The organism is Ralstonia sp. GX3-BWBA (genome assembly GCF_003290055.1).
Taxonomy (GTDB): domain Bacteria; phylum Pseudomonadota; class Gammaproteobacteria; order Burkholderiales; family Burkholderiaceae; genus Ralstonia; species Ralstonia holmesii.
Map to the genome: position 1 here is coordinate 19,249 of NZ_QMKS01000001.1, position 24,140 is coordinate 43,388.

23 protein-coding genes are annotated in these 24,140 nt (G+C 63.3%); 18 read left to right on the plus strand and 5 right to left on the minus strand.

The window, feature by feature from the left end; genetic code table 11:
- Nucleotides 1–32 precede the first annotated feature (32 nt).
- Entirely contained in the window at nt 33–734 is a 702-nt protein-coding gene (gene yihA / locus DOD19_RS00170) for a ribosome biogenesis GTP-binding protein YihA/YsxC (RefSeq protein ID WP_024977874.1), read from the minus strand.
- Between the two features lie 256 nt (nt 735–990).
- Between yihA and DOD19_RS00175 the strand changes: the two genes are divergently transcribed.
- From DOD19_RS00175 to msrQ, 8 genes are all read left to right on the plus strand, one after another.
- Nucleotides 991–1,650, plus strand: coding sequence for a c-type cytochrome (locus DOD19_RS00175; RefSeq protein ID WP_024977873.1), 660 nt, complete (start codon nt 991–993; stop codon nt 1,648–1,650).
- 112 nt (nt 1,651–1,762) lie between these two features.
- On the plus strand, nt 1,763–3,958 hold the full coding sequence (locus DOD19_RS00180; protein ID WP_112183419.1) for a cytochrome c biogenesis protein ResB: 2,196 nt from the start codon (nt 1,763–1,765) through the stop codon (nt 3,956–3,958).
- Nucleotides 3,959–3,965: 7 nt separating this feature from the next.
- Nucleotides 3,966–5,153 carry a c-type cytochrome biogenesis protein CcsB gene (gene ccsB, locus DOD19_RS00185; protein WP_112183421.1) on the plus strand — a complete coding sequence of 396 codons (1,188 nt, stop codon included), beginning with the start codon at nt 3,966–3,968 and terminating at the stop codon, nt 5,151–5,153.
- 108 nt (nt 5,154–5,261) lie between these two features.
- On the plus strand, nt 5,262–5,696 hold the full coding sequence (locus DOD19_RS00190; protein ID WP_112183423.1) for an ATP-binding protein: 435 nt from the start codon (nt 5,262–5,264) through the stop codon (nt 5,694–5,696).
- 25 nt (nt 5,697–5,721) lie between these two features.
- Nucleotides 5,722–6,294, plus strand: a complete 573-nt coding sequence (locus DOD19_RS00195; protein ID WP_112183425.1) for an RNA polymerase sigma factor — start codon at nt 5,722–5,724, stop codon at nt 6,292–6,294.
- An 8-nt stretch (nt 6,295–6,302) separates the two neighbouring features.
- Entirely contained in the window at nt 6,303–7,163 is an 861-nt protein-coding gene (locus DOD19_RS00200; RefSeq protein WP_112183427.1) for an anti-sigma factor, read from the plus strand.
- Between the two features lie 92 nt (nt 7,164–7,255).
- The gene (msrP, locus tag DOD19_RS00205) at nt 7,256–8,251 is read left to right on the plus strand and encodes a protein-methionine-sulfoxide reductase catalytic subunit MsrP (protein WP_112183429.1); all 996 of its coding nucleotides are present in this window, start codon (nt 7,256–7,258) and stop codon (nt 8,249–8,251) included.
- A gap of 7 nt (nt 8,252–8,258) precedes the next feature.
- On the plus strand, nt 8,259–8,915 hold the full coding sequence (gene msrQ / locus DOD19_RS00210) for a protein-methionine-sulfoxide reductase heme-binding subunit MsrQ (protein WP_112183431.1): 657 nt from the start codon (nt 8,259–8,261) through the stop codon (nt 8,913–8,915).
- Nucleotides 8,916–8,978: 63 nt separating this feature from the next.
- Here the strand turns inward: msrQ and lysA are convergent, their stop codons facing one another.
- Both lysA and DOD19_RS00220 read right to left on the minus strand, forming a co-directional pair.
- Nucleotides 8,979–10,238: a diaminopimelate decarboxylase gene (gene lysA, locus DOD19_RS00215; protein ID WP_112183539.1), complete on the minus strand. Its 1,260-nt coding sequence runs from the start codon at nt 10,236–10,238 to the stop codon at nt 8,979–8,981.
- A 65-nt stretch (nt 10,239–10,303) separates the two neighbouring features.
- Nucleotides 10,304–10,537, minus strand: a complete 234-nt coding sequence (locus tag DOD19_RS00220; RefSeq protein ID WP_112183433.1) for a lipoprotein — start codon at nt 10,535–10,537, stop codon at nt 10,304–10,306.
- Between the two features lie 138 nt (nt 10,538–10,675).
- On the opposite strand from DOD19_RS00220, the gene cyaY reads away from it, so the two are divergent.
- Complete coding sequence (gene cyaY / locus DOD19_RS00225; protein WP_024977864.1) at nt 10,676–11,020, plus strand: iron donor protein CyaY; 345 nt, start codon at nt 10,676–10,678, stop codon at nt 11,018–11,020.
- A gap of 67 nt (nt 11,021–11,087) precedes the next feature.
- Here the strand turns inward: cyaY and DOD19_RS00230 are convergent, their stop codons facing one another.
- Nucleotides 11,088–13,502, minus strand: a complete 2,415-nt coding sequence (locus DOD19_RS00230; protein ID WP_112183436.1) for a penicillin-binding protein 1A — start codon at nt 13,500–13,502, stop codon at nt 11,088–11,090.
- A gap of 452 nt (nt 13,503–13,954) precedes the next feature.
- On the opposite strand from DOD19_RS00230, the gene DOD19_RS00235 reads away from it, so the two are divergent.
- The 8 genes from DOD19_RS00235 to DOD19_RS00270 all read left to right on the plus strand — a co-directional run bounded on the left by DOD19_RS00235 (nt 13,955) and on the right by DOD19_RS00270 (nt 22,034).
- Nucleotides 13,955–15,025: a type IV pilus biogenesis protein PilM gene (locus tag DOD19_RS00235; RefSeq protein WP_024977862.1), complete on the plus strand. Its 1,071-nt coding sequence runs from the start codon at nt 13,955–13,957 to the stop codon at nt 15,023–15,025.
- 10 nt (nt 15,026–15,035) lie between these two features.
- On the plus strand, nt 15,036–15,668 hold the full coding sequence (locus tag DOD19_RS00240) for a PilN domain-containing protein (protein ID WP_112183438.1): 633 nt from the start codon (nt 15,036–15,038) through the stop codon (nt 15,666–15,668).
- Between the two features lie 2 nt (nt 15,669–15,670).
- Nucleotides 15,671–16,330 carry a type 4a pilus biogenesis protein PilO gene (locus DOD19_RS00245; RefSeq protein WP_112183439.1) on the plus strand — a complete coding sequence of 220 codons (660 nt, stop codon included), beginning with the start codon at nt 15,671–15,673 and terminating at the stop codon, nt 16,328–16,330.
- Nucleotides 16,327–16,872 carry a pilus assembly protein PilP gene (locus DOD19_RS00250; RefSeq protein ID WP_024977859.1) on the plus strand — a complete coding sequence of 182 codons (546 nt, stop codon included), beginning with the start codon at nt 16,327–16,329 and terminating at the stop codon, nt 16,870–16,872. The genes DOD19_RS00245 and DOD19_RS00250 overlap by 4 nt, the downstream gene beginning before the upstream one ends.
- A gap of 2 nt (nt 16,873–16,874) precedes the next feature.
- Nucleotides 16,875–19,034, plus strand: coding sequence for a temperature dependent type IV pilus secretin PilQ (pilQ, locus tag DOD19_RS00255; RefSeq protein ID WP_275426876.1), 2,160 nt, complete (start codon nt 16,875–16,877; stop codon nt 19,032–19,034).
- A gap of 138 nt (nt 19,035–19,172) precedes the next feature.
- Nucleotides 19,173–19,745, plus strand: coding sequence for a shikimate kinase (locus DOD19_RS00260; protein WP_204360012.1), 573 nt, complete (start codon nt 19,173–19,175; stop codon nt 19,743–19,745).
- Complete coding sequence (gene aroB, locus DOD19_RS00265; protein WP_112183445.1) at nt 19,742–20,848, plus strand: 3-dehydroquinate synthase; 1,107 nt, start codon at nt 19,742–19,744, stop codon at nt 20,846–20,848. Before DOD19_RS00260 ends, aroB begins: the two co-directional genes overlap by 4 nt.
- A 19-nt stretch (nt 20,849–20,867) precedes the next feature.
- Nucleotides 20,868–22,034, plus strand: a complete 1,167-nt coding sequence (locus DOD19_RS00270) for a deoxyguanosinetriphosphate triphosphohydrolase (RefSeq protein WP_112183447.1) — start codon at nt 20,868–20,870, stop codon at nt 22,032–22,034.
- A 218-nt stretch (nt 22,035–22,252) separates the two neighbouring features.
- On the opposite strand, the gene DOD19_RS00275 is transcribed toward DOD19_RS00270, so the two are convergent.
- Nucleotides 22,253–22,927 carry an OmpW family protein gene (locus DOD19_RS00275; protein WP_024977854.1) on the minus strand — a complete coding sequence of 225 codons (675 nt, stop codon included), beginning with the start codon at nt 22,925–22,927 and terminating at the stop codon, nt 22,253–22,255.
- Between the two features lie 249 nt (nt 22,928–23,176).
- Here DOD19_RS00275 and DOD19_RS00280 point away from each other — a divergent pair, with 249 nt between their 5' ends.
- A complete protein-coding gene (locus tag DOD19_RS00280; protein WP_024977853.1) occupies nt 23,177–23,902 on the plus strand; it encodes a transposase in 726 nt (241 codons plus the stop codon).
- Nucleotides 23,903–24,140: the final 238 nt, after the last annotated feature.

Consider the following 24,140-nt stretch of genomic DNA (forward strand, 5'->3'; position numbering starts at 1 on the left):
CGCGGGTTCCCATCGATGGCTCGATGGGGTCGTTACCCCCGTTGCGTGTTTGGCGACGGGGTTTTTTTTGCCTGCTCGGCGTGCGGCTCCGGTTCCAGCGCTTCGGGCAAGCACAGCCAGCCTGCGACAATTCGCTGCGCCTCTTCGATGCCGCGGCGCTTCAGGCTGGAGAACAACTGCACCGTGAGCGACACATCGCCGTCGATCTGCGCGCGGTAATCGGCCAGCACCTTGCGTGCCGCCATGAGCGCGCGCGAGGCGTCGTTGTTGGTCAGCTTGTCCGCTTTCGTGAGCAGCACATGGATCGGCTTGCCTGTCGGCAGGAACCACTCGACCATCTGGCAATCGAGGTCTGTAAACGGCCGGCGCGCGTCCATCATGATGACGAGGCCGGCGAGCTGTTGGCGGGCCTTGACGTAGTCGCCCAGAAGGTGAACCCAGTGCGATTTGGTTTCGCCGGGTGCTTCGGCATAGCCGTAACCGGGCAGGTCGACCAGGAAGCCGAGCGGGTCTTCCGCCTTGGCGGGCATCACCGAGAAATAGTTGATGTGCTGCGTGCGGCCGGGCGTCTTACTGGAAAACGCCAGCCGCTTCTGATTGCACAGGATGTTGATCGCGGTGGATTTGCCTGCGTTGGAGCGGCCCGCAAACGCAACTTCCGGCACGGCGGTCGCCGGTAAATCACGCAGATGATTGACGGTGATGAAGAAACGGGCTTGATGCAGGAGCGACATGCGCGGCAGTACCTGTAAACTGCAGTTCAGAACTGCGTGGTTGCTGCGCCGCGAGGTCGCATTGCAGAGGTGTTATTGTACAATACGCCGGTTTACGGACGTCCCCACCAGATCCGTCGCAGGACCGCCCCGAGGCCCGGGCCGGTCCGTTTTCATGCGCTGGTCTGGCACGAGGAGAAGGGGGCGCCCCGCGCCGCAGGGTCCCACATTGGGCGGCGCACGCAGCATTCGAAAACAATCTAAACAAGGTGTGCGAATGAACCGCATCGCGAACGTTTTTGCTGTCGCAGCGCTGTCCCTGGCATCGGTCTTCTCCATAGCCCATGCCGAAGAGCAAAAAGTCGCCAAGGGCGACGCCGCGCGCGGCGAGACGATCTTCAACAACGGTGTGCCCGCCAATGGCGTGCCCGCGTGTGCCAGTTGTCACGGCGCCGGCGGCAACAGCGCCATGAACGTCAACCCGAAGCTGGCTGGCCAGCACGCCGAATACATCGAAAAGCAGCTCAAGGATTTCAAGGCCAAGACCGACCGTAACCAGCCGGTCATGTCGCTGTACGCCGGCGCGCTGTCGGATCAGGACATGAAGGATATTGGCGCCTACCTGGGCAAGCAAGCGGCCTGGAAGCCTGGTTCGGCCAAGAGCAAGGACACCATCGAGCTGGGCCAGAAGCTGTATCGCGGCGGCGACGCCAAGCGCGGTATCGCAGCGTGTGCAGGCTGTCACGGCCCGACGGGTGCCGGCATTCCGGCGCAGTATCCGCGTATCGCAGGTCAATTCTCTGAATACACAGAAGCTCAACTAGTTGCGTTCCAAAGCGGCACCCGCAAGAACAGCGTACAGATGCGCGATCTGGCGGGTCGCATGACGGCCCAGCAGATCAAGGCGGTGGCCGACTACATTGCGGGCCTGCGCTAATCTGCCGCACCTGGCCGTCATGTGACGGTCGCACAATCAACAAGAAGAACAGGGTGGCAATGCGCCTGGCATCGCCACCCTGTTTTCATTTCTGAACAGGTTGTCTTCCCGCATGTCTTCGGTCTCCACTTCCGGCGTCCAGATTCGCTCCCGCCGCCGCGCGCTGCGCGAAACGGTCGAGCTGCTGTCGTCGATGCGCTTTGCCATCAGCCTGCTGACGGTGATCGCCATTGCCAGCGTGATCGGCACGGTGCTCAAGCAGAACGATCCGTACCCGAACTACGTCAACCAGTTCGGGCCTTTCTGGGCCGATGTGTTCCGCTCGCTGACGCTGCCCACGGTCTATAGCGCTTGGTGGTTTCTGCTGATCCTGGCGTTCCTGGTGGTGTCGACCTCGCTGTGCATCGTGCGCAATGCCCCCAAGATGCTGGCCGACATGCGCTCCTGGCGCGAGAACGTGCGCGAAGGCAGCCTGCGCGCGTTCCATCACCGCGACGAATTTGATTCCCCCGCCGATACCGCAACCGTGACCGCACGCCTGGCGGCGCTCGCGCAGAACCGTGGTTTCCGCATCAAGGCATTCGCGCGCGAGGGTGGTGCGACGCTGATTACCGCAAAGGCGGGGGCGGGCAACAAGATCGGCTACATCCTGGCGCACACGGCCATCGTCGTGATCTGTATCGGCGGGTTGCTGGACGGCGACATGATGATCCGCGCGCAGATGTGGTTTGGCGGCAAGTCGCCCATCAAAGGCAATGCGGTCATCAGCGACATCGGGTCGGAGCATCGGCTCTCGGCGTCGAACCCGGGCTTCCGCGGTAACGCGTTCGTGCCGGAAGGTTCGAGCGTCAGCACGGCGATCCTGAACATCGCTGACGGCGCGCTGATCCAAGACTTGCCGTTCATGATCACGCTCAAGAAGTTCACTGTTGAGCATTATTCGACCGGCATGCCAAAGCTGTTCGCCAGCGACATCGTCGTGACCGACCGCCGTACCGGCAAGCAGACCGCTGCGCGCGTGGAGGTGAACAAGCCTTTCGTGTATGACGGCGTGGCGATCTACCAGTCGAGCTTCGAAGATGGCGGCTCGAAACTCAAGCTGACCGGCTTCCCGATGCACGGTGACAACGCCAAGACGTTCGATATGTCGGGCGTCGTGGGCGAGAGCTCGAAGCTCACCGGCAAGGGGGGCGACTACACGGTCGAGTTCTCCGACTTCCGCCTGATGAATGTCGAAACCGTGACGGACGCCTCGGGCAAGCAGGACGCACGCGGCGTGGGCAAGAAGGGCGGGGCGGAAAATGGTCTGCGCGCGGAGCTTGGCAACGTCACCAAGATGACGCGCGACCGCGATCTGCGCAACGTCGGCCCTTCCGTGCAGTACAAGCTGCGCGACGCCAACGGCCAAGCGCACGAATTCAGCAATTACATGCTGCCGGTCACGCTGGACGGGCAATCGGTATTCCTGGCCGGCATGCGCTCTCAGCCCGACGAGCCGTTCCGCTATCTGCGCATTCCTGCCGATGCACAAGGCACCGTCCGTGACTGGATGCGCCTGCGCGCTGCGCTGCAAAATCCGGCGATGCGGGGCGAAGCGGCGCGCCGGTTCGCGCTGCTCTCCATGCCTGGCGAGCAGCGTGCGGAACTGCGCAATCAACTGATGGAAAGTGCGCGTCGCGCGCTCGACCTCTTTGCTGGCGCTGCCGATGTGAAGGATGGGGCCGCCGGTGCAGAGGGCGGTTTTGCCGCAGTCGCTACATTCCTGCAGAAATCGGTGCCCGAAGGCGAGCGCGAGAAGGCCGCCGATGTACTGATGAAGATCATCAACAGCTCCATGTGGGAGCTGTGGCAACTGGCCCGCGCGCAGGACGGCCAACCGGCACCCACTGTGGATGCCGCCAGCAGCCAGTGGTTGCAGAGCGCCATCAACGCGCTGTCGGACAATGTCTTCTACGGCGCACCCGTGTATTTGCAGTTGACCGACTTCCAGCAGGTGCAAGCCAGCGTCTTCCAGCTCACACGTGCGCCGGGCAAAAACATCGTGTATCTTGGGTCGTTGCTGCTGGTGCTGGGCGTTTTCTCGATGTTCTACGTGCGAGAGCGCCGCTGGTGGCTGTGGATCCGACCGCAATCCGGTCAGGCCAACGAAAGCGCCTCCGGCGCACATGTGCTGACCGCCATGTCGACCATGCGGCGTACGCTCGACTTTGACCGCGAGTTCGAGCGCCTCAAGCACGATATCCGCGCCGCGGCAGGCGCCCCCGATGCCGCCGGTGCAGCGAGCGTCGACCCCAAACCAACGAAGTGAGCCGGTGATGGAAGCGAGCAATCCCCAAACGACCATGGCGAGCGCCGATCTGGGCGCGCTGCGACGCCCATCGTATTTCCGCCGCCTAGGCTGGTTTGACTGGCTATTTGCTGCAATGCTGGCGGCCGGCGCTGGTTATGCCTTTTCCCGCTATGGCGCTTACATGGATGGCTACGAGCGCGGCATTCTCGTCGCCGCCGTGCCCGCCTTCGCATGGCTGGGCTGGACGTGGAAGCCGGTGCGCGTGCTGATGATTGGCATCGCCGTGTTGTCGTTGTTCGGTATCTCGCAATACGCCGGCGCCAATGGCCCGGATCTCGCCCGCGCCGAGCACGCCTTCTTCCTAAAGTATTTCCTTGCCAGCCAGTCGGCCATCCTGTGGATGAGTGCGCTGATCTTCCTGTCCACGCTGTTTTTCTGGACGGGTTTTCTGCTGCGCTGGGAAGCGGGTGGGTCGATCGGCAGCAAGCTGTGCTGGGCAGCCGTGGTGCTCGGCCTGACCGGCATGCTGGTGCGGTGGTATGAGTCGTACCTGGTGGGCGCAGACATTGGCCACATCCCCATCTCGAATCTGTACGAGGTGTTCATCCTCTTTACGCTGATCACGTCGCTGTTCTATTTGTACTACGAGCAGCGTTACAAGACGCGCGCGCTGGGGCCGTTCGTGATGCTGGTGGTGTCGGCGGCGGTCGGCTTTCTGCTGTGGTACACGGTGTCGCGCAGCGCGCAGGAGATCCAGCCGCTGGTGCCGGCACTGCAAAGCTGGTGGATGAAGATCCACGTACCGGCCAATTTCATCGGTTACGGCACGTTCGCGCTGTCGGCTATGGTGGGCGCGGCTTATCTGCTGAAGGAGCGCGGCGTGCTGGCCGATCGCCTCCCGTCGCTCGAAGTGCTGGACGACGTGATGTACAAGGCCATCACCGTGGGCTTTGCGTTCTTCACCATCGCCACGATTCTCGGTGCGCTGTGGGCGGCTGACGCCTGGGGCGGCTATTGGAGCTGGGACCCGAAGGAAACCTGGGCGCTGATCGTCTGGCTGAACTACGCCGCGTGGCTGCACATGCGCCTGATGAAGGGCTTGCGTGGTCGCATGGCGGCATGGTGGGCGCTGATTGGCCTGTTGGTCACGACGTTCGCCTTCCTGGGCGTGAACATGTTCCTCTCGGGGCTGCACAGCTACGGTGAACTGTAAGTCGTCAGTCACAAAAAACTTTCTGCAGACTGGAATAAAGACGCGCCTAGCGTGTTTACTGCTCAGTGAGGGCGCGATCGGCGCGCCCCTCCATCCAAGGAGAACAAGATGAGCCAGTCTGCAGCTTCCCAGAAGTTGTTCAATCCGCGCGCCGCGTTGGCCGGCGCCGCGCTGCTTGCCGCATTGGGTTTGGCAGGCTGCAGCGGCATGGGCATGGGCATGGGCGCGTCGTCTACGCCGTCGGCCGTCAAGGTGACCAACGGCACGCTTACGGATCAGCACGGCATGGCGCTTTACACGTTTGACCGTGACGCCATGGCCGGCAAGAGCGCCTGCAACGGCAAGTGCGCTGAGAACTGGCCGCCGCTGGCAGCCAATGACGCCGACAAGCCGTCCGGCGACTACACCATCATCACGCGCGACGACGGCAAGAAGCAGTGGGCCTATCGCGGCAAGCCGCTTTACCTCTGGACCAAGGACAAGATGCCGGGCGACCAGACCGGAGACGGCTTCATGAACGTTTGGCACGTCGCCAAGCCGTAAGCACGCCGCCTTCGCTCGCGCCCATATGTCCGACCTGGCCAGCCGGCTGATCGCGCTCACGCCACGCCTGCGCCGACACGCGCGCGGCCTGATGCGTGACGCCAGCCGTGCCGACGATCTTGTCCAGGACACGCTGGAACGCGCCTGGCGTTACCGCTGGCGGTTCCAGTTGCGGCCCAGGCTCGGGCCCATCGGGCAGATTGGAGCGCAGGGCGAGGGCGACGGCTTGTTTGCCTGGCTGCTCACCATCATGCATCGGTTGCATCTGAACGCCGTGCGCCGGCCCGATCGGCTCGAGCTGAGCGACTCGCCCCCCGATATCCCCGTCGACGAAGACCCCGGCTTGCGCCGTGATCTGCTGCGTGCGCTGGCGACGCTGCCCGAAGACCAGCGGGCGGTATTGCTGCTCGTCGGCCTGGAGCAGTTCGCCTATAAGGAAGCCGCCGACGTGCTGGGCGTGCCGGTGGGCACGGTGATGTCGCGGCTGTCGCGGGCGCGTGAGCGGATGCGTGTGGCGCTCGACGGTTCGCCCGAGGCGGCGCGTGCATCGTCGGCATCTGGCGACGGGAGCAGCGCAGCGCTGCACCGCGTGAAGTGAGGCTCGCCATGTCCTCCAATTCCATTCATATCGACGAACTCCACGCCTATGCCGACGGCCGCTTGCCCGCGGCGCGACGCGCTGCCGTGGAGGCCTATCTTGCCGCGCACCCGGTCGCAGCGGCCGAGGTCGCGGGCTGGCGCAAGACGGACGCGCAATTGCACCACGCGCTCGATCCGCTGCTCAACGAACCGGTGCCGCAGCGCCGCATTCCGGCGGAGATCCTCGCGGCAGCACGTCGCCCCACGGCCAGCGGCTTTGGCGCGGTGCGTGGCTGGAGTGTCGTGGCGCTGGGTGTTGCGTGCCTGGCCATTGGCTCGGGCGCCGGTTGGCTTGGCCGAGGTGCCGTCGAGCGCACCATGCCCATGCAGCGTTTCGCCAACGATGCGCTCGTATCGCACGTCGTCTTTTCTCCCGAGTCGAAACACATGGTGGAGGTGCCGGCCGATGAAGAGGCGCATCTCGTCACATGGTTGTCGCGGCGCCTGGATGCGCAGTTGCGTGTTCCCGACCTGACGTCGCTCGGCTACCGGCTCATCGGCGGGCGCCAGACGGTGGTGGCTGATGCGCCTACGGCCATGCTGATGTATGAGGGGCCAGGCGGTACGCGTATCTCCGTACAGTTGCGGCGCATGCCGAACAATCGCGATACGGGGTTCCGGCTGGAGACCCTCGCCCCCGACAACCGCGTGCTGCAGGCGATTCATCCTGCTGTGGATCACCCGCCACCGATGGCGTTTTATTGGGCGGACCGCGGTCTGGGGTTTGCGGTGGCCGGCCCGCTGGTGCGTGCGCAGTTGCTGGAAGTGGCCCAGGTGGTCTATCGGCAGTACAGCGAATTCACCGGACCAGCGCCCCGCCAGGAATAGCGCCATTTTTTTCCCGCGCTTTGTCAGGTTGGCGGCGCGGGCACGACCAACGCACATGGGACACCGTTCCCGCACGACGAGGACCCCGAATCATGTTGATCAAGACAGACCGCTGGCTGCGTGGCGACGACATTCCCGCCGGCGAGATCACACCGCAGCACATCTTCGAGCAGCGCCGCCGCTTTTTGGCCGCTGCCGCCATGGGTGCCGCCGGCACAACGCTGGCGCCGTGGGCGTCGCGCGAGGCCTTCGCCGCCAACCCGCCGCTGACCAAGTTGGCCGGCAAGCCGAATCCGGCGTACACGACCGTGGAGAAAGCCACCCCATACGACCAGGTCACCACGTACAACAACTTCTACGAGTTCGGGACCGACAAGGCCGACCCGGCGCGCTATGCCAGCACGCTGCGCCCGCACCCATGGCAAGTCAGCGTGGAAGGTTTGGTGAAGACGCCCAAAACCTACGATCTGGACGACCTGATGAAGCTCGCGCCGATGGAAGAGCGCGTCTACCGCCTGCGTTGCGTCGAGGGCTGGTCGATGGTGATTCCCTGGGTGGGCTTTCCGCTGGCCGAGTTGATCAAGCGGGTGGAGCCCCAGGGCAGCGCCAAGTACGTCCAGTTCATCTCGCTGGCCGACAAGCGGCAGATGCCCGGGATCAGCAGCCCCGTGCTGGAGTGGCCGTATAGCGAAGGCCTGCGCCTGGACGAGGCGATGCATCCCTTGGCGCTGCTCACCTTCGGGCTCTACGGCCAGGTGCTGCCGAACCAGAACGGTGCGCCCGTGCGCGTGATCGTGCCGTGGAAATACGGCTTCAAGAGTGCGAAGTCCATCGTCAAGATCCGCTTTGTCGACAAGCAGCCGCCAACGAGCTGGAACCTTGCTGCGGCCAACGAATATGGCTTCTATTCCAACGTGAACCCGACCGTGGATCATCCGCGCTGGAGCCAAGCCACTGAACGCCGCATCGGCGAGGACAAAGGCGGCTTTGGCGGCCTGTTCGCGCCCAAGCGCAAGACGCTGATGTTCAACGGCTACGAGCAGGTCGCGCCGCTCTACGCGGGCATGGACCTGCGCAAGAACTTCTGAGGCCGACATGACACTGCTGCCGCCGATGTTGCCGCCCAAGCAGTTGCGTGTGGTGAAGGCGATCGTGTGGGTCGTTGCGCTCGTGCCCTTTCTGCGCATCGTCTTCCTGGGCGCGACCGATCAGTTCGGGCCGAATCCCCTGGAGTTCGTCACGCGCTCGACCGGTACGTGGACGCTGGTGCTGCTGTGCTGCACGCTGGCCATCACGCCGCTGCGCCGGATCACGGGCATGAACTGGCTGATTCGACTTCGCCGCATGCTTGGGCTGTACACGTTCTTCTACGGCTCGATTCACTTCCTGATTTGGTTGCTGGTGGATCGTGGCCTCGACCCTGCGTCGATGCTCAAGGACATCGTCAAGCGGCCTTTCATCACTGTTGGTTTTGCGGCGTTCGTGCTGATGATTCCGCTGGCCGCCACGTCGACCAACGCGATGGTGCGCAGGCTCGGCGGCAAGCGTTGGCAGTGGCTGCACCGGCTTGTCTACGTGACCGGCGTGCTCGGCATCCTGCACTACTGGTGGCACAAGGCAGGTAAGCACGACTTTGCCGAGGTGTCGATCTACGCGGCAGTGATGGCGGTGCTGCTTGGCCTGCGGGTCTGGTGGGCGTGGCGCTCGCCGCGCACTGCGATGGCCGGAGCAGCTATGCCAGCGCGCGATTGATGCTGGTCGCGCCCATGAAAAAAGCCGACGTTTGTGCGTCGGCTTTTTCTTTGCGGGGATGGCTTACGCGGGGAACAGATGCTCTCCGCGGATCAGGTCCTCAAAGCACTCCCGCTCGCGTGCCAGGTGCACATTGTCGCCATCGACGATGACTTCGGCCGCGCGATTGCGCGTGTTGTAGTTCGAACTCATCGTGAAGCCGTACGCGCCGGCCGACAGGATCGCGAGCACATCGCCCGGCTGCACCGCCAGCGAACGGTCGCGGCCGAGCCAGTCGCCGGATTCGCATACCGGACCCACCACGTCGTAGACGACGGGCGCGCTCTGGCCTTCGCGCACCGGCACGATGTGGTGATACGCCTCGTACATCGCCGGGCGGGCGAGGTCATTCATCGCCGCATCGACGATGCAGAAATTTTTGCTCGCGCCAGGCTTGAGGTATTCGACGCGCGTGAGCAGCAGGCCCGCGTTGCCGACCAGCGAGCGGCCCGGCTCGAACAGCACGGTGCGATCGCCAAAACCGCGTTGCTCGACGCGGTCGAGCAGCGTGCGCGCGAAGGCGGTGATGTCCGGCGGCGTCTCGTCGGTGTAAGTGATGCCCAGGCCACCGCCCACATCGATATGGGACAAGCGGATGCCCTCGGCGTCCAGCTGGGTCACCACGTCGAGCACCTTGTCCAGCGCATCCAGATACGGCGACACCTCGGTGATTTGCGAGCCGATATGGCAGTCGATGCCGACCACACGCAGGTTCGGCATTGCAGCGGCCGCGCGGTAAGTCGGCAGGACTTCGTCAAACGCCACGCCGAACTTGTTGCCTTTCAGGCCCGTCGAGATGTACGGGTGCGTCTTGGCGTCGACGTCCGGGTTGATGCGCAGCGACACGGGCGCGACCTTGCCCATCGAGGCGGCCACGTCGTTCAGGCGGTGCAGTTCGGGAATCGACTCCACGTTGAAGCACGCCACGCCGACTTCCAGCGCGAAGCGCATTTCGTCCGCGCTCTTGCCCACACCCGAGAACACTACCTTCGCAGCCGGCGCACCGGCGGCCAGCACGCGCTTGAGTTCGCCTGCGGACACGATGTCAAAGCCTGCGCCAAGCTGTGCGAACACCTGCAGCACGGCCAGGTTCGAGTTGGCTTTCATGGCGTACTGCACATGCGCGTTGCGGCCTTCGCAGGCGGCGGCGTAGGCGCGATAGTTGGCGGTGAGCGCGGCGCGCGAGTACACGTAGGTGGGCGTGCCGAACTGCGCGGCAATCGCGTCCAGCGCGACGCCTTCGATCATCAGCGCGCCTTCCTGGCGAATCAGGGACTCGGACATGAGTGGAAACATTCTGGGCGTCGCACCAGATAGGGGCGGCGCCGGTTGAGTAGAAAGGGGCTGGATCAGCGGTTCGCGGGTACCGCGCTGGCGGCATCGGCGGCTGCGGGTTTGGCGCCCGGCACCGGCGGCTGCGGCACGGCGTTCGGCCCGGCGATGCCGGGGTCCGTGGTTTGCGGCGCGGTTGGCGCTGGCGGCACCTTGGGCATGTACAGCGGCCCGCGAATCCCGCAGCCGGATAGGCCTGCGATCGTCAGGGTCAGGCCGACAGTGGCTACAATGGCGGCGGTTCGTATCATCGGATGATGGTGCAGAAAGGATGCCCCAGGGGTGTAACCCTTGCGGCGATCGGAGTCATATGGGACGAGGCGCCTGCTGGTCAGGAAGGGCCGCAAATGGCCGCCACGCAACGTCCGCGCAAGATTTTGGAGTGTAGCATGCCCCCCCTGAGCGAATCGGAGTTCCTGGCGCTGGCTGAAGCGGAACTCACCCGCATCGAAAGCATCGTCGAAACGGCCGCCGAGGAGGCCGATGCCGACATCGAGGTCACCCGTACCGGTAACGTGCTCACGCTTGAATTCGACGATGGCTCCAAGATCATCATTAACAGCCAGGCGCCGATGCAGGAACTGTGGGTGGCAGCGCGTGCCGGCGGTTTCCACTTCCGCCGCAGTGACGACGGCCGCTGGGTCGACACGCGCAGCAAGGAAGAGCTGTACGTCGCGCTGTCACGCTATGTCAGCCAGCAAAGCGATGTGGATGTGACATTGGCCGCCGACTGAGCGCAACGTTCTCGTCGGACCAAAAGAAAAGCCGCCCCGAAGGGCGGCTTTTTCGTTGGCGCGAAGCTCAGTTGCCTCGGAACATGTCGAGAATCTTCTGCTTCTCCTGTTCCTGCGTCGGCGCCAGGTTGACGCCAGGCTGCTGCGGTTGGTCGCCGGCCGGTGAGGATGCTCCCGGCATGGCATCGCCCAGGCCCACCGAAGCGACGCCCTGACCGTTGGCGTATTCCTCGTAGGCCCAGTCGCCGGCCATCTGCACGACGCCTTCAGGCGGCTGGCGCTCGGTCTGGGGCTCACCCTTGAGCGCGTAGCTCATATAGTTGATCCAGATCGGCAGGGCCAGGCCGCCACCGGTTTCGCGATCCCCCAGGCTGCGCGGGTTGTCGTAGCCCATCCAGGCCACGCCGACCACCTTGGGTGTATAGCCGCAGAACCAGGCGTCGAACGAGTCGTTGGTGGTGCCGGTCTTGCCGGCCATGTCGTTGCGGCCCAGCTTGACCTTGGCCTGGTAGCCCGTGCCGCCCGACACCACGCTGCGCAACAGCGAATCCATGATGAAGTCGTTGCGCGGATCGATCACGCGCACGGCGTCCTTGCCGGCGGTCATCGGATGACTCTGCTGCACGACGGTGCCGCGCGCATCCACCACGCGATCGATGATGTACGGGTTCACGCGGTAGCCGCCGTTGGCGAACACCGAGTAGCCGCTTGCCATCTGGAGCATTGTCACCGAACCCGCGCCCAGCGCCATCGGCAAATAAGCCGGGTGCCGATCGGCGTCGAACCCGAAGCGCGTGATGTACTGCTGCGCGTACTGCGTACCAATCGCGCGCAGGATGCGCACCGACACCAGGTTCTTCGACTTCTGCAGCGCGCGGCGCATCGTCATCGGGCCGTCATAGCCGCCGCCGTAGTTCTTCGGCTCCCACACCTGGCCGCCGGTGTCGCCGGTCGGGATGGAGAGCGGCGCGTCGTTGATGACCGTAGACGGCGAGAAACCCTTGTCCACCGCCGCCGAATAGATGAACGGCTTGAAGCTCGAACCCGGCTGGCGCCACGCCTGCGTGACGTGGTTGAACTTGCTGCGGTTGAAATCGAAGCCGCCGACCATCGAGTAGATCGCGCCCGTCTGCGGGTCCAGCGAGATGAAGCCCGATGCCACTTCCGGCAACTGCGTGATCGACCACTTCTGCGTTTTCGCATCCTGAATCACGCGGATCACCGCGCCCGGGCGCAGCTTGATCTTCGGCTGTGCATTGTTCGACAGGGCAGCCTGTGCAAAGCGCAGGCCATCGCCCGCCAGGTCGATCGTCTCACCGGTCAGCATCGTCGCGCGCACCAGCTTGGGCGTCACGCTCACCACCACGGCCGATTGCAGATCGTCGCTGTTCGGATGTTCAAGCAAGGCGTCGTCGATGGCCTGTTCGCGATCTTCTGCGTCGGAGGGGAGATCGATGAACGCTTCGGGGCCGCGATAGCCGTGACGGCGCTCGTAGTCGAGAATGCCGCGGCGCACGGACTGATACGCGACGTCCTGGTCGGCCTTGCGCAGCGTGGTGTAGACATTCAGGCCGCGCGTGTAGGTTTCTTCGCGGTACTGCGCGTACATGAGCTGACGCACCATTTCGGCCACGTATTCGGCGTGCACGTCGAACTCATGACCCTCGCCGCGCACCGGCAATTGCTCGTGGATCGCCTGATCGTATTGTTCCGGCGTGATGTAGTGCAGGTCGCGCATGCGCTGCAGGATGTACTCCTGGCGCACCTTGGCGCGCTTCGGGTTCACCACCGGGTTGTACGCTGACGGCGCCTTGGGCAGGCCGGCCAGCATGGCCGCTTCGGCCAGGGTGATGTCCTTGATGTTCTTGCCGAAGTAGATCTGCTCGGCGCTGGCAAAGCCGTACGCACGCTGACCCAGGTAGATCTGGTTCATGTACAGCTCAAGGATCTGATCCTTTGTCAGGCTCGCCTCGATCTTGTACGAGAGCAGCATCTCGTAGATCTTGCGCGTGTACGTCTTTTCGCTCGACAGGAAGAAGTTGCGCGCCACCTGCATCGTGATGGTCGACGCGCCTTGCGACAGGCCGCCGTGCAGGTTCGCCAGGCCCGCGCGCAGCACGCCGATGAAGTCGACGCCGCCGTGCTCGTAGAAACGGTCATCCTCGATGGCCAGTACCGCGCGCTTCATCACGTCGGGCATCTGCGTGATCGGCACGAAGCTGCGGCGCTCTTCACCAAATTCGCCGATGAGGACGTTGTCGGCGGTGTACACGCGCAGCGGGATCTTCGGGCGGTAATCGGTGATGGCGTCGAGCGACGGGAGGTTGGGCGCGGCGACGAGCAGGGCATAGCCCAGCAGCAGCGCTCCGACGACCCCCATAGCAACGAACAGGCCGAGCATCCAGAGAAGCAGTCGCGCCCACAGCGGGCGGCGGGCTTTAGGCGGCTTGGGCGAGGCTGGGGTGGTTTGGGCAGTAGCCATTACAGGTGGGCACCGGGGGTGTCAGTCAGCGTGGCGGCGATTATATCGTCGAGGCTTCCAGGGGCCTGCGGCATCGGACGTAACAGCACGTAACCAGTGTCACGTCAGCGCACGAGACTGCACTTGTGCGCCGCGTCATGCTCGCGGCGCGAGCAAATTGTGCGTCCGCCGTGCCTTGATTCAAGGCGGCTAAGAATCCGCCGTTAGAAGTAGACGGAGCGGAAATCAAGTCAGACGAAAGGGGTATCCCCCGACCGTGGGGTTTTGACAACGCTTTGCGAATGGCTTGGCGGGAAATGCATCGCGGTCCGCCTGAGCGTTTGCCTGTTCTAAAGGATTTTGTGAGAATCCAGCAGCAAATCTAAGCAGGCTATGGCGCACGTTGGATTTGCGACGGGCGCCAGGGTTCAAAAAACTATAAACGGTGGGGTGTCTCTGTGCGACGGGGTTTGTTGTCCGGCCTGCTGCGCCGCAATATCGTCGGGATAGATATCGGGTCTTCCAGCGTCAAGGTGGTGGAGTTATCCGCCAACGGCAAGCAGGGGGATTTCCGTCTCGAAAAATGCGCCAGCGAGCTGATTGAACGCAGTGCCGTCGCCGACGGCAATCTGGTGAATATCGATGCGGTGGGCAATGCGCTCAAGCGTGCCATCGCCAAGGCCGGCATTCGCGGTAAGGAAGCCGTGCTTGCCATTCCTGCAAGCCTGACGGAATCGCAAACCGTTAGCCTGCCCGACAACCTGACCGAAGACGAGCTCTTCGTGCAGGTCGAGAGCGAAGCCAATCGGCTGTTTCCGCCCTCGCAGAACGTCAATTTCGACTATGTCGTGATCGGCCCGTCCGAAACCGAAGGCGGGGTTGGCGTACGCGTCACGGCAACGGTTTCCGAGCGCGTGACCGAGCGCGTGACTGCCGCCGAGATGGCCGGTCTGAAAGCGATCGTCATGGATGTGGAAGAGAACGCCATCCAGCGCGCCATGACGCACATGCTGGCCGTCAAGCCGGACGCCACCGAAACCGAGACGCGCGACATGCCCGTCGTGGCGATGTTCCACCTGGGCGGTGCACGCTCGCACGCACTGTTCTATCAAGGCTGGAAGGAATTGTACGACCAGCCGATGTCCGGCTCGGGCGACCAGCTCACGCAAAGCATCTCGCGTCTGTTTTCCCTGGATCTACTCAAGGCCGAGGTGAAGAAGCGGAAGAACACGCTGCCCGACGAATACCGCAGCCAGCTGCTCAAGCCCTCGCTCGAGACGCTGGCCATGGAAGTCGGTCAGGCGATCCAGAATTTCCTGTCGACCTCGAGCGTCGGTCGCGTGGACGAGATCGTGCTCTCGGGCGGTCACGCATCGCTGCTGGGTGTGCAGACTGCAATCCAGCAACAGACGCAGATCAATACGACGCTGGCCAATCCGTTCGCGAACATGGGCGCGGCCAAGAACGTCAATGCGCGCTATTTGCAGCGCGATCTGCCGGCCTACATCGTCAGCGCGGGTCTTGCCCTGCGCGGGCTGCAATAAGGAGTCGACGATGGCCAATGAAAGCGCGAATGCCGTAAATGCGCTCCCGAACGTCAATCTGCTGCCGTATCACGCAGAGCGGCGTGCCGGTAAGCGCAAGAAAGTCTTCATGAGCCTGGGCGGCGCTGCCGTTGCGGGCGCTGTGGTGGTGTTCCTGGGTGGCATGGTGATCGATCACCAGACCGAAGAGGCGCAACGCATCAACGACATCCTCACGCAGAAGAACGCGGAGATGGACAAGCAGATCGCCGAGGTCAACACCCTCAAGAAGGACATCGACGACCTCCTGCAACGTCAGCAAGCGGTGGAAAGCCTGCAGAACCAGCGCAACCGCCCGGTGCAGTTGCTCGAAGAACTGGTGCGCCAAGTGCCGGACGGCATCTATCTCACCTCGCTCAAGCAGGATGGCGAGCGTTACACCGTATCGGGTGTGGCGCAGTCCAACGAACGCGTGTCGGACCTGCTGCGTAACCTTGGTACGGTGCCCTGGCTGGATCACGCCGAGCTGGGTGAATCGGTGGCCACCACCATGACGAACAACCTGAAGGAACAGCGCCGCCTGTTCAACTTCACGATCCGCTTCCAATGGAAGGCCGAGCCGGTAGCGCCGGCCAAGCCGGGCGCGGCCACGGCGGGGAAATAACCATGGCGCTCTCGACCGAAATTTCGCTGGAAGACCTGGTCAGCCAGTTCCGTGGCCTGAACCTGAATGAGCCGGAAACGTGGCCGATCGCGCCGCGCATCCTGTTCATGATTCTCTCCGCCGTGCTGGTGATCGGATTGGGTTGGCAGTTCTACTGGAGCGGCAAGTTTGACGAGCGGGACGCCAAGCGTACCGAACAGAACAACCTCAAGTCGGCATACCAAAGCAAGCTCGCACAGGTGGTGAACCTCGAAGCGCTGCGCAAGCAGAAGGCCGAGGTGGAGCAGCGTGTCGCCAAGCTTGAGCTGCAACTGCCCAACAAGACCGAAATGGACGCGCTGCTGGCCGACGTTAACCATGCCGGTATCGCGCGTGGCCTGACCTTCGACCTGTTCCGCCCCTCCGGCGCGGTAATCAAGCCTTATTACGCTGAGATTCCCGTCGCCGTGAAGGTGAATGGACGCTATCACGACATGGCGCTGTTTGCTGCCGACGTGGCGGCGCTGTCACGCATCGTCACGCTGCAGAACATCTCGCTGACGGGTACCAAGGATGGCGGCATGGTGATGGAAACGCGCGCTGAGGCCTACCGGGCACTCGACGCGGATGAGCAAGCGGCTCAGCGCAAAGCGAATGCCGCTGCCAAGGGAGGCGCCAAATGAGGGGCCGCACCATGAGCCGTCGCCGCATGTCGCACGTTCTGCGTCTGTCGCCCCTGTGCCTGGCCGTCGTGCTGACGGCCTGCGGCGCGAGCGAAGACGATGAATTGCAGCAATGGATGCAGCAAGCGCGCCAGAGCGTCAGTACGACCGTGCAGCCGCTGCCTGAGCCCAAGCCTTACGCGCCGCGCGAATACACGACCACCAAGCAGACTGATCCGTTCAGCGTGCAGAAGGTGGCAGAGCTTTCGCGCGCGCAGAACGAATCGCCGGAACCGAATCGCCGTCGCGAGCCGCTGGAAGACTATCCGCTGGAAGCCTTCAAGCTGGTCGGGACGATGAAGCGCAATGGCGAGACGGAAGCCGTCCTGTCTGTCGGGGACAAGACGCAGCATGTGCATGTGGGGCAGTACATCGGACAAAACTATGGTCGCATCGTCCGCATCGGAGACCAGGAACTCACCCTGCGTGAGCTGGTGCGCGAAGGCACGACCGAATGGAAAGAAAAAATGACGACCCTGAAAGTTCAGGAGAGCGCGCAATGACGATGCGTCTTGTGAAGGGCGGCCTGTCGCAGGCAACCCGAGTGGCCCGGGGGGGCGCGGTGGCATGGCTTTCGCTGTGCATGTTCATGTTGGCTGGTCAGGCCGTTGCTCAGCAGGCAGCACCTGCGGCGGCCGTCTCCGGCAACACGATCGAAAAGGTGGAGCAGGCCACGGCCGGTGAATCCACCGTGGTGACGGTCACGCTCAAGAGCGCGCCGACGCAGAAGCCGGTGGAGTTCAGCACGCAGCAGCCTGCGCGCATCGCCATCGACTTCTTCGGGGCGACCTTCGCGCAAGGCCGCGCCAATTACCAATACGGCGGCAAGCTGCTGCGTTCGGCAAACGTCGTGCAGATCGGCGACCGTACCCGCGTCGTGCTCGATCTGTCGCGCCAGACGCAGTACAAGTCGGAAGTGCGCGGTAACCAGTACGTGCTGACGTTGCAAGCTGCGCCGGTGGCGGCGGCAGTCGCAGCGCCGACCTTCTCGGCCCCGACACCCGTCGCAGGCGCCGAGCGCCCGGCGGTGCGCAACGTTGACTTCCGCCGCGGCGAGGATCTTGCCGGCCGCGTGGTGGTCGACCTGTCGACTGCCAACTCGGCGATCAACATCGCCCAGCAAGGCCAGAACCTCGTGGTGGACTTCGTCGGTGCGACGCTGCCGCAGTCGCTGCGTCGTCGCTACGACGTGAGCGATTTCGGCACGCCCGTGCAGGCCATGCGTGCCACCGATAACGGCACTGGCGCACGTCTGATCATCGAGCCGCGTGGCAACTGGCAGTACAGCTCGTACCAGACCGACACGCAGTTCGTGGTGGAAGTGCGCCCGACGAAGGAAGACCCGAACAAGCTGATTTCCGGCCCGGGCTACCGTGGTGAGCGCCTGTCGCTGAACTTCCAGAACATCGATGTGCGCTCGTTGCTGCAAGTCTTCGCCGACTTCACGAATCTCAACATCGTGACCAGCGACAGCGTGACGGGTACCCTTTCGCTGCGTCTGAAGGATGTGCCGTGGGATCAGGCACTGCAGATCGTGCTCGATTCGAAGGGCTTGGCGTCGCGTCGCAACGGCAACGTGCTGTGGGTGGCCCCGCGTGGTGAACTGGCCACGAAGGAAAAGGCCGAGCTGGAGTCGCAACAGCAAGTGACCGAGCTGGAGCCCCTGCGCAGCCAGGTGTTCCGCCTGAACTATCAGAGCGCCGGGGACGTGCGCAACATGTTGCTGGGTACCGGTGCCGCAGGTGGGGCAGGCGGTGCTGTCGGTGGCGCCGCGACTTCGCGGATTCTGTCCAAGCGCGGCTCGCTTACGGCGGATACGCGTACGAATCAACTGTTTGTCTCCGACATCCCGAGCAAGCTCGAAGAGGTGCAGGCCTTCCTCCAGAAGATCGACATCCCGGTTCGCCAGGTAATGATCGAGGCGCGCATCGTTGAGGCGGACGATACGTTCAGCCGCAACCTGGGTGCCAAGCTGGGCTTCGCTTCCAAGACCAACGGCGCGGGCTATGGCAACACCTACACCAACGTGGTCTCGCCCATTACTCAGGGCGCCACGTGGGACAACAGCCCAGCGATCAGCTTCCCTGCCAACGGCATCAACGGCGTGAACGCAGCCAGCGTCGCCGTGAGCCTGTTCAATGCCGGTGCTGGCCGCTTCCTGGCGCTGGAGCTGTCTGCGCTTGAAGCTGACGGCCGCGGCAAAATCGTCTCCAGCCCGCGCGTGGTCACTGCCGACAATATCAAGGCGCTGATCGAGCAAGGTACTGAAATTCCGTACCAGCAGGCGACTTCTTCCGGTGCGACGTCGGTGTCGTTCAAGAAGGCTAACCTGAAGCTGGAAGTGACGCCCAAGATCACGCCGGATGGCAACATCTTCCTGGATGTGGACGTCAACAAGGACAGCGTGGGTATCCAGACCACCAACGGCTTTGCCATCGACACCAAACACGTACAGACGCAGGTGCTGGTCGAGAACGGCGGCACGGTCGTGATCGGCGGTATCTACACGCAGAACGAGCGGACCGACATCAACAAGGTGCCGTTGCTGGGCGATATTCCGGTGCTGGGCAACTTGTTCAAGAGCACGAGCAAGATCAACAACCGCACCGAGCTGCTGGTTTTCCTGACGCCGCGTGTGCTGTCCGATCAACTGTCGCTGAAGTAATCGGCGGCGGTATCGCGATCTGAAAGCCCGGCCTCCTGAGTGGAGCGCCGGGCTTTTTTGTGTCCTGCTGCCGGGTTTGTGCGGGATGGTGACCAAATGCCACTACAATCAAGCTCAAATTCCTGATTTCACGCGATTTTGTCTGTTTCGAACGTATTTTTCGTCGGCTTGATGGGCGCGGGCAAGACCACGGTCGGCCGGGCGGTGGCGCGTCGGCTCGATCTGCCGTTCTTCGACTCCGATCATGAGATCGAAGCGCGCTGCGGCGTGCGTGTGCCGATCATTTTCGAGCACGAGGGCGAAGTGGGTTTCCGCGATCGCGAAACCCACATGATCGACGAACTCACCTCGCGCGATGGCGTGGTCCTCGCCACGGGCGGCGGTGCGGTGCTGCGTGCCGAGAATCGCGCGCTCCTGCGCGAGCGCGGGACCGTGATCTACCTGCGCGCCAATCCGCATGACCTGTACCTGCGCACGCGGCACGACAAGAACCGGCCACTGCTGCAGACCGAAAACCCGCGTGCCAAGCTTGAAGAACTGCATGCGATCCGGGATCCGCTATACCGTGATGTGGCGCACTTTGTCATCGAAACGGGCAAGCCCACCGTCGCCCAGCTTGTTAATATGGTGCTGATGCAACTCGAGGTGGCCGGCATTGTGGCGCCGCCTGCGGGCGCCTCCACCTCCTCGCAAGTCTCCCCTCAGTCATGATTACCGTTGATGTTGACCTCGGCGATCGCGCCTATCCGATCCATATCGGCTCGGGGTTGCTGTCCAAGGCCGAGTTGTTCGCCCCCCACATTCGCGGCGCGCGTGCCGTGATCGTCACCAACGAGACCGTCGCGCCGCTGTATGCGGCCAAGGTCGAAGAAGCCATTCGCGCGCTTGGCAAGGCCGTCGACACGGTTGTGCTGCCCGATGGCGAGTCGTTCAAGAAGTGGGACACGCTCAACCGGATCTTTGATGCGCTGTTGACGGCCGGTGCAGACCGCAAGACCACGCTGATCGCGCTGGGCGGCGGCGTGATCGGCGACATGACCGGCTTTGCCGCGGCCTGCTACATGCGCGGTGTGCCGTTCATTCAGGTACCGACGACGCTGCTGTCGCAGGTCGATTCCTCGGTGGGCGGCAAAACGGGTATCAACCACCCGCTGGGCAAGAACATGATCGGCGCGTTCCACCAGCCGCAGGTGGTGCTGGCCGACATCGATACGCTACGCACGTTGCCTGCGCGCGAGCTGGCTGCCGGCATGGCCGAGGTCATCAAGCACGGCGCAATCGCCGATGCCGATTACTTCGCCTGGATCGAACAGAACATCAAGGGTCTCAACGATTGCGATGCCGACCTGATGTCCGAAGCCGTGCGGGGCTCGGTGCGCATCAAGGCGGCCGTCGTGGCGCAGGACGAGCGCGAAACCGGCCTGCGTGCCACGCTCAATTTCGGCCATACCTTCGGCCACGCCATCGAGGCTGGCCTGGGCTACGGCGAATGGCTGCACGGCGAAGCCGTCGGCTGCGGCATGGTGATGGCGGCGGACCTGTCGCATCGCCTGGGCTTTATCGATATCGACACGCGCAACCGCATCACTGCACTCACGCGTGCGGCTGATCTGCCGGCGGTGGCACCGGACCTGGGCGTCGATCGCTTCATCGAGCTGATGCGCGTCGACAAGAAGGCCGAAGCCGGCGAGATCAAATTCGTGTTGCTGCGCAAACTGGGCCAGGCGTTCGTGACCACGGTGCCCGATGCCGACTTGCGCGCCACCTTGCAGCACGCCGTGCTGCGACCACCGACCGAAGCGCCCATCGCCTGAGGCAAGACGAGATGGCCCGATGAACGACCGATTTGATTTGCCGTCCGCGCCGTTCGACCTCGAAGGCCATCTCGCCCCTTACGCCGCACATTCGGCGCAGACGCGCGGCCGTGTGCACGCCGAGCCGCCCTCCACCTCGCGCACCGAGTTCCAGCGTGACCGCGATCGCATCATCCACAGCACCGCGTTTCGGCGCCTCGAATACAAGACGCAAGTCTTTGTGAACCACGAGGGCGACCTGTTCCGGACGCGGCTCACGCACAGCCTGGAGGTCGCGCAAATTGGTCGTTCGATTGCGCGCAGTCTGCGCCTGAACGAGGACTTGGTCGAAGCGGTTTCGCTGGCACACGATCTGGGCCACACGCCGTTCGGCCACGCTGGACAGGACGCGCTCAACGACTGCATGAAGCCGTATGGCGGCTTCGAACACAACCTGCAGAGCTTGTTGGTGGTCGATCGGCTGGAAGAGCGCTACGGCGGTTTCGATGGCCTGAACCTCACGTTCGAGACGCGCGAGGGCATTCTCAAACATTGCTCGCGCAATAACGCGGCCACGCTTGGTGACCTGGGGCGGCGCTTTCTCGAAGGTCAGCAGCCCTCGCTGGAAGCCCAGCTTGCCAATCTCGCTGATGAGGTCGCGTACAACAACCACGATATCGACGATGGCCTGCGCTCCGGCCTGATTACGCTGGAGCAACTCGAAGGCGTACCGCTGTGGGCTATCCACCGGCGTGAAGCCGAGGCCGCGTTCCCGGATGTCAGCGGCCGGCGCCTGATCAACGAAACCATTCGCCGCATCATCAACGCGCTGATCGTCGATCTGATCGGTACCACGCGTGCCGGCATTGCTGACGTTGCGCCGCAATGTATCGATGATGTGCGTGCCGCGCCGGCGCTCGTTGCCTTCTCCGAGCCGATGCGCGAAGAGGCGCGCGCGCTCAAGCGCTTCCTGTTTGACAACCTGTATCGGCATTACCTCGTGATGCGCATGGCCGCGAAGGCGCGCCGCATCATCGACGATCTGTTCCGCGTCTTCATGGAAGACCCGCGCCTGCTGCCGCCGCAGTACCAGGCGAAAGCCAACCCCGAAGAGCAGCCGCGCTGGATTGCGCATTACATCGCTGGCATGACGGATCGTTACGCCATCAAGGAGCATCGCCGCATCTTTGCCGTGGATGCGGTTTGAGTAACGGCAGTAACGGTCGAGCCGCTATCCGATCGCCTGGCTCCCAAGCGATCTGAAACCAGATCAAAATCAAACGCCCAAAAAAAATGCCCGGCCGCCCCAACGCATGCCGGGCCGAACGCGCCAACCACCGCCGACGAGCGCCCCCGCCGTCGACGGCCCCTGCGGCACGTCGGTAAAAGTCGATCAGGACAGTGTCAGTTCGCTGATCGCCTCCCTTAAAAGCGATAACCCAGGCCGACGCCCAGCAGCCATGGGTCAACCTTGACCTTGCTGATGGTCTGGCCGGCCATCTTCACGTCGGCGCTGATCCAGGTCTTCTTCAGGTCGACGTTGAAGTAGAGGCGTTCGGTCAGGCGATAGTCGAAGCCGACCTGCAGCGCGGGGCCGAAGCTGTTCTTGCTCAGGTCCAGCGAACCAACGCCGGGCACCTGCAGATTTACATTCGAGATGCGCGTGTAGTTGATGCCAGCGCCCACGTACGGCTTGAAGCGCGACTCGGGCGTGAAGTGGTACTGCATCGTCAGGATGGGCGGCAAGTGGCGGAAACTGCCGATCTTGGTCGGGCCGCCCAGCGCGCTTTGCATGACCGTGACGTCCTGTTGTTGCGGGTAGGTCAGGATCAGTTCGGCCGCGAGGTGTGGCGTAAAGAAGTACGAGATGTCCAGCTCGGGCAGGACCTTGTTGTTGATCTGAATGGCGTCAGCCGGAATGGCCAGTGCGGGCACCGCGTCGGATTTGTTGGCGGCTGTCAGATTGACGGCGCGCAGACGCACCATCCAGTTGCCGGTGGCCGGCGCCAAATCCGTGCTCTGCGCAAAGGCGGTCTGGCTGAATCCGGCGGCAAGCATTCCGGCGGCTACAGCAACAGCGGCTAGGCGGTGAAAAGCCATGAATCGCTCCCTCTCGTGTCGTCTCGTGATGTGATGGGAGCCAGTCTCGCGGGGAAGTCGCTTGGCCGGTTTGCTCGGGATCAAGTTCTCCCTGTCGTCGATAGCGCGTAGGGCCACCGATTTGACGGCACGCAAACTCTGCCGTCGCCCCTCGATGACAACCGGCATGCAAGCGTTTGCCCACTGAAAAGTGGGGACAGATTCGTCGGCTTCGGGCTACGATGGCGCTTTTCGCCGCATGTCTTTTCCATGGCCCGCCTGCCTCGCCTCAGTCCCACCGATGTCCCTGTGCACGTGTTGCAGCGCGGCAACAACCGCCAGATCGTTTTTCGCGGCGACGACGACTACGCGTTCTATCTCGATACGTTGCGCATGGCCGCACGCGAGCACGACTTCGCCGTCCATGGTTTCTCGCTGATGCCGAATCACGTGCATCTGGTGGGAACGCCCAAGGTGGCGGACAGCCTTTCGCGCACGCTGCAGGCGGTCGGACGGCGCTATACGCGGTACTTCAACGCCGCCGCTGATCGCAGCGGAACGCTATGGGAAGGGCGTTTCCGCTCGACCGTACTGGACCCGGCCGAATGGGTGCTGCCGATACTGTTGTATGTGGAATCCAACGCGGTGCGCGCAGGCCTGGTTAGCACGCCGGAAGACGACCGATGGAGCACGTATCGGCATCATGTGGGCATTCAATCCATTCCGTGGGTGAGTGACCACTATTGCTACTGGCGTCTTGGCAACACGCCTTTCGAGCGCCAATCGCGCTATCGAACGTTGTGGCATGAAGGTCTGGGTTCAGACCAGCTTGCGAAGATTCGCCAGCATGTGCACAGCGGCTGGCCACTCGGAAACGAGGCGTTTCTCGCGACACTGGCGCGCGCCGGTGGCCGCCGCGTTGCGCCCCTGCCGAAGGGGCGACCGCCTCGCCAACCCGCAGAAGTGGGCGCGGAGGACAGCGCGCGCACTGAATAGTAGGGTGGCGGGGCCGTCACGCACAGCCTCATCACTGCGCTCGAATTTAATCTGTCCCCATTAATAAACCCGCACTGTTGTCGTGCATTTATTAATTTACTCCGACCCCATTTAAAAACTTTTGCCTGTTACAGGCTGCTCTTTTATATTCGTTCCACCCCGCATTCATGGTGCGGCGCGCCATTGCTTGTCTGCCACCGCATCCGCACGATCGCGAGGGCCTTCTACGACGGCGCGA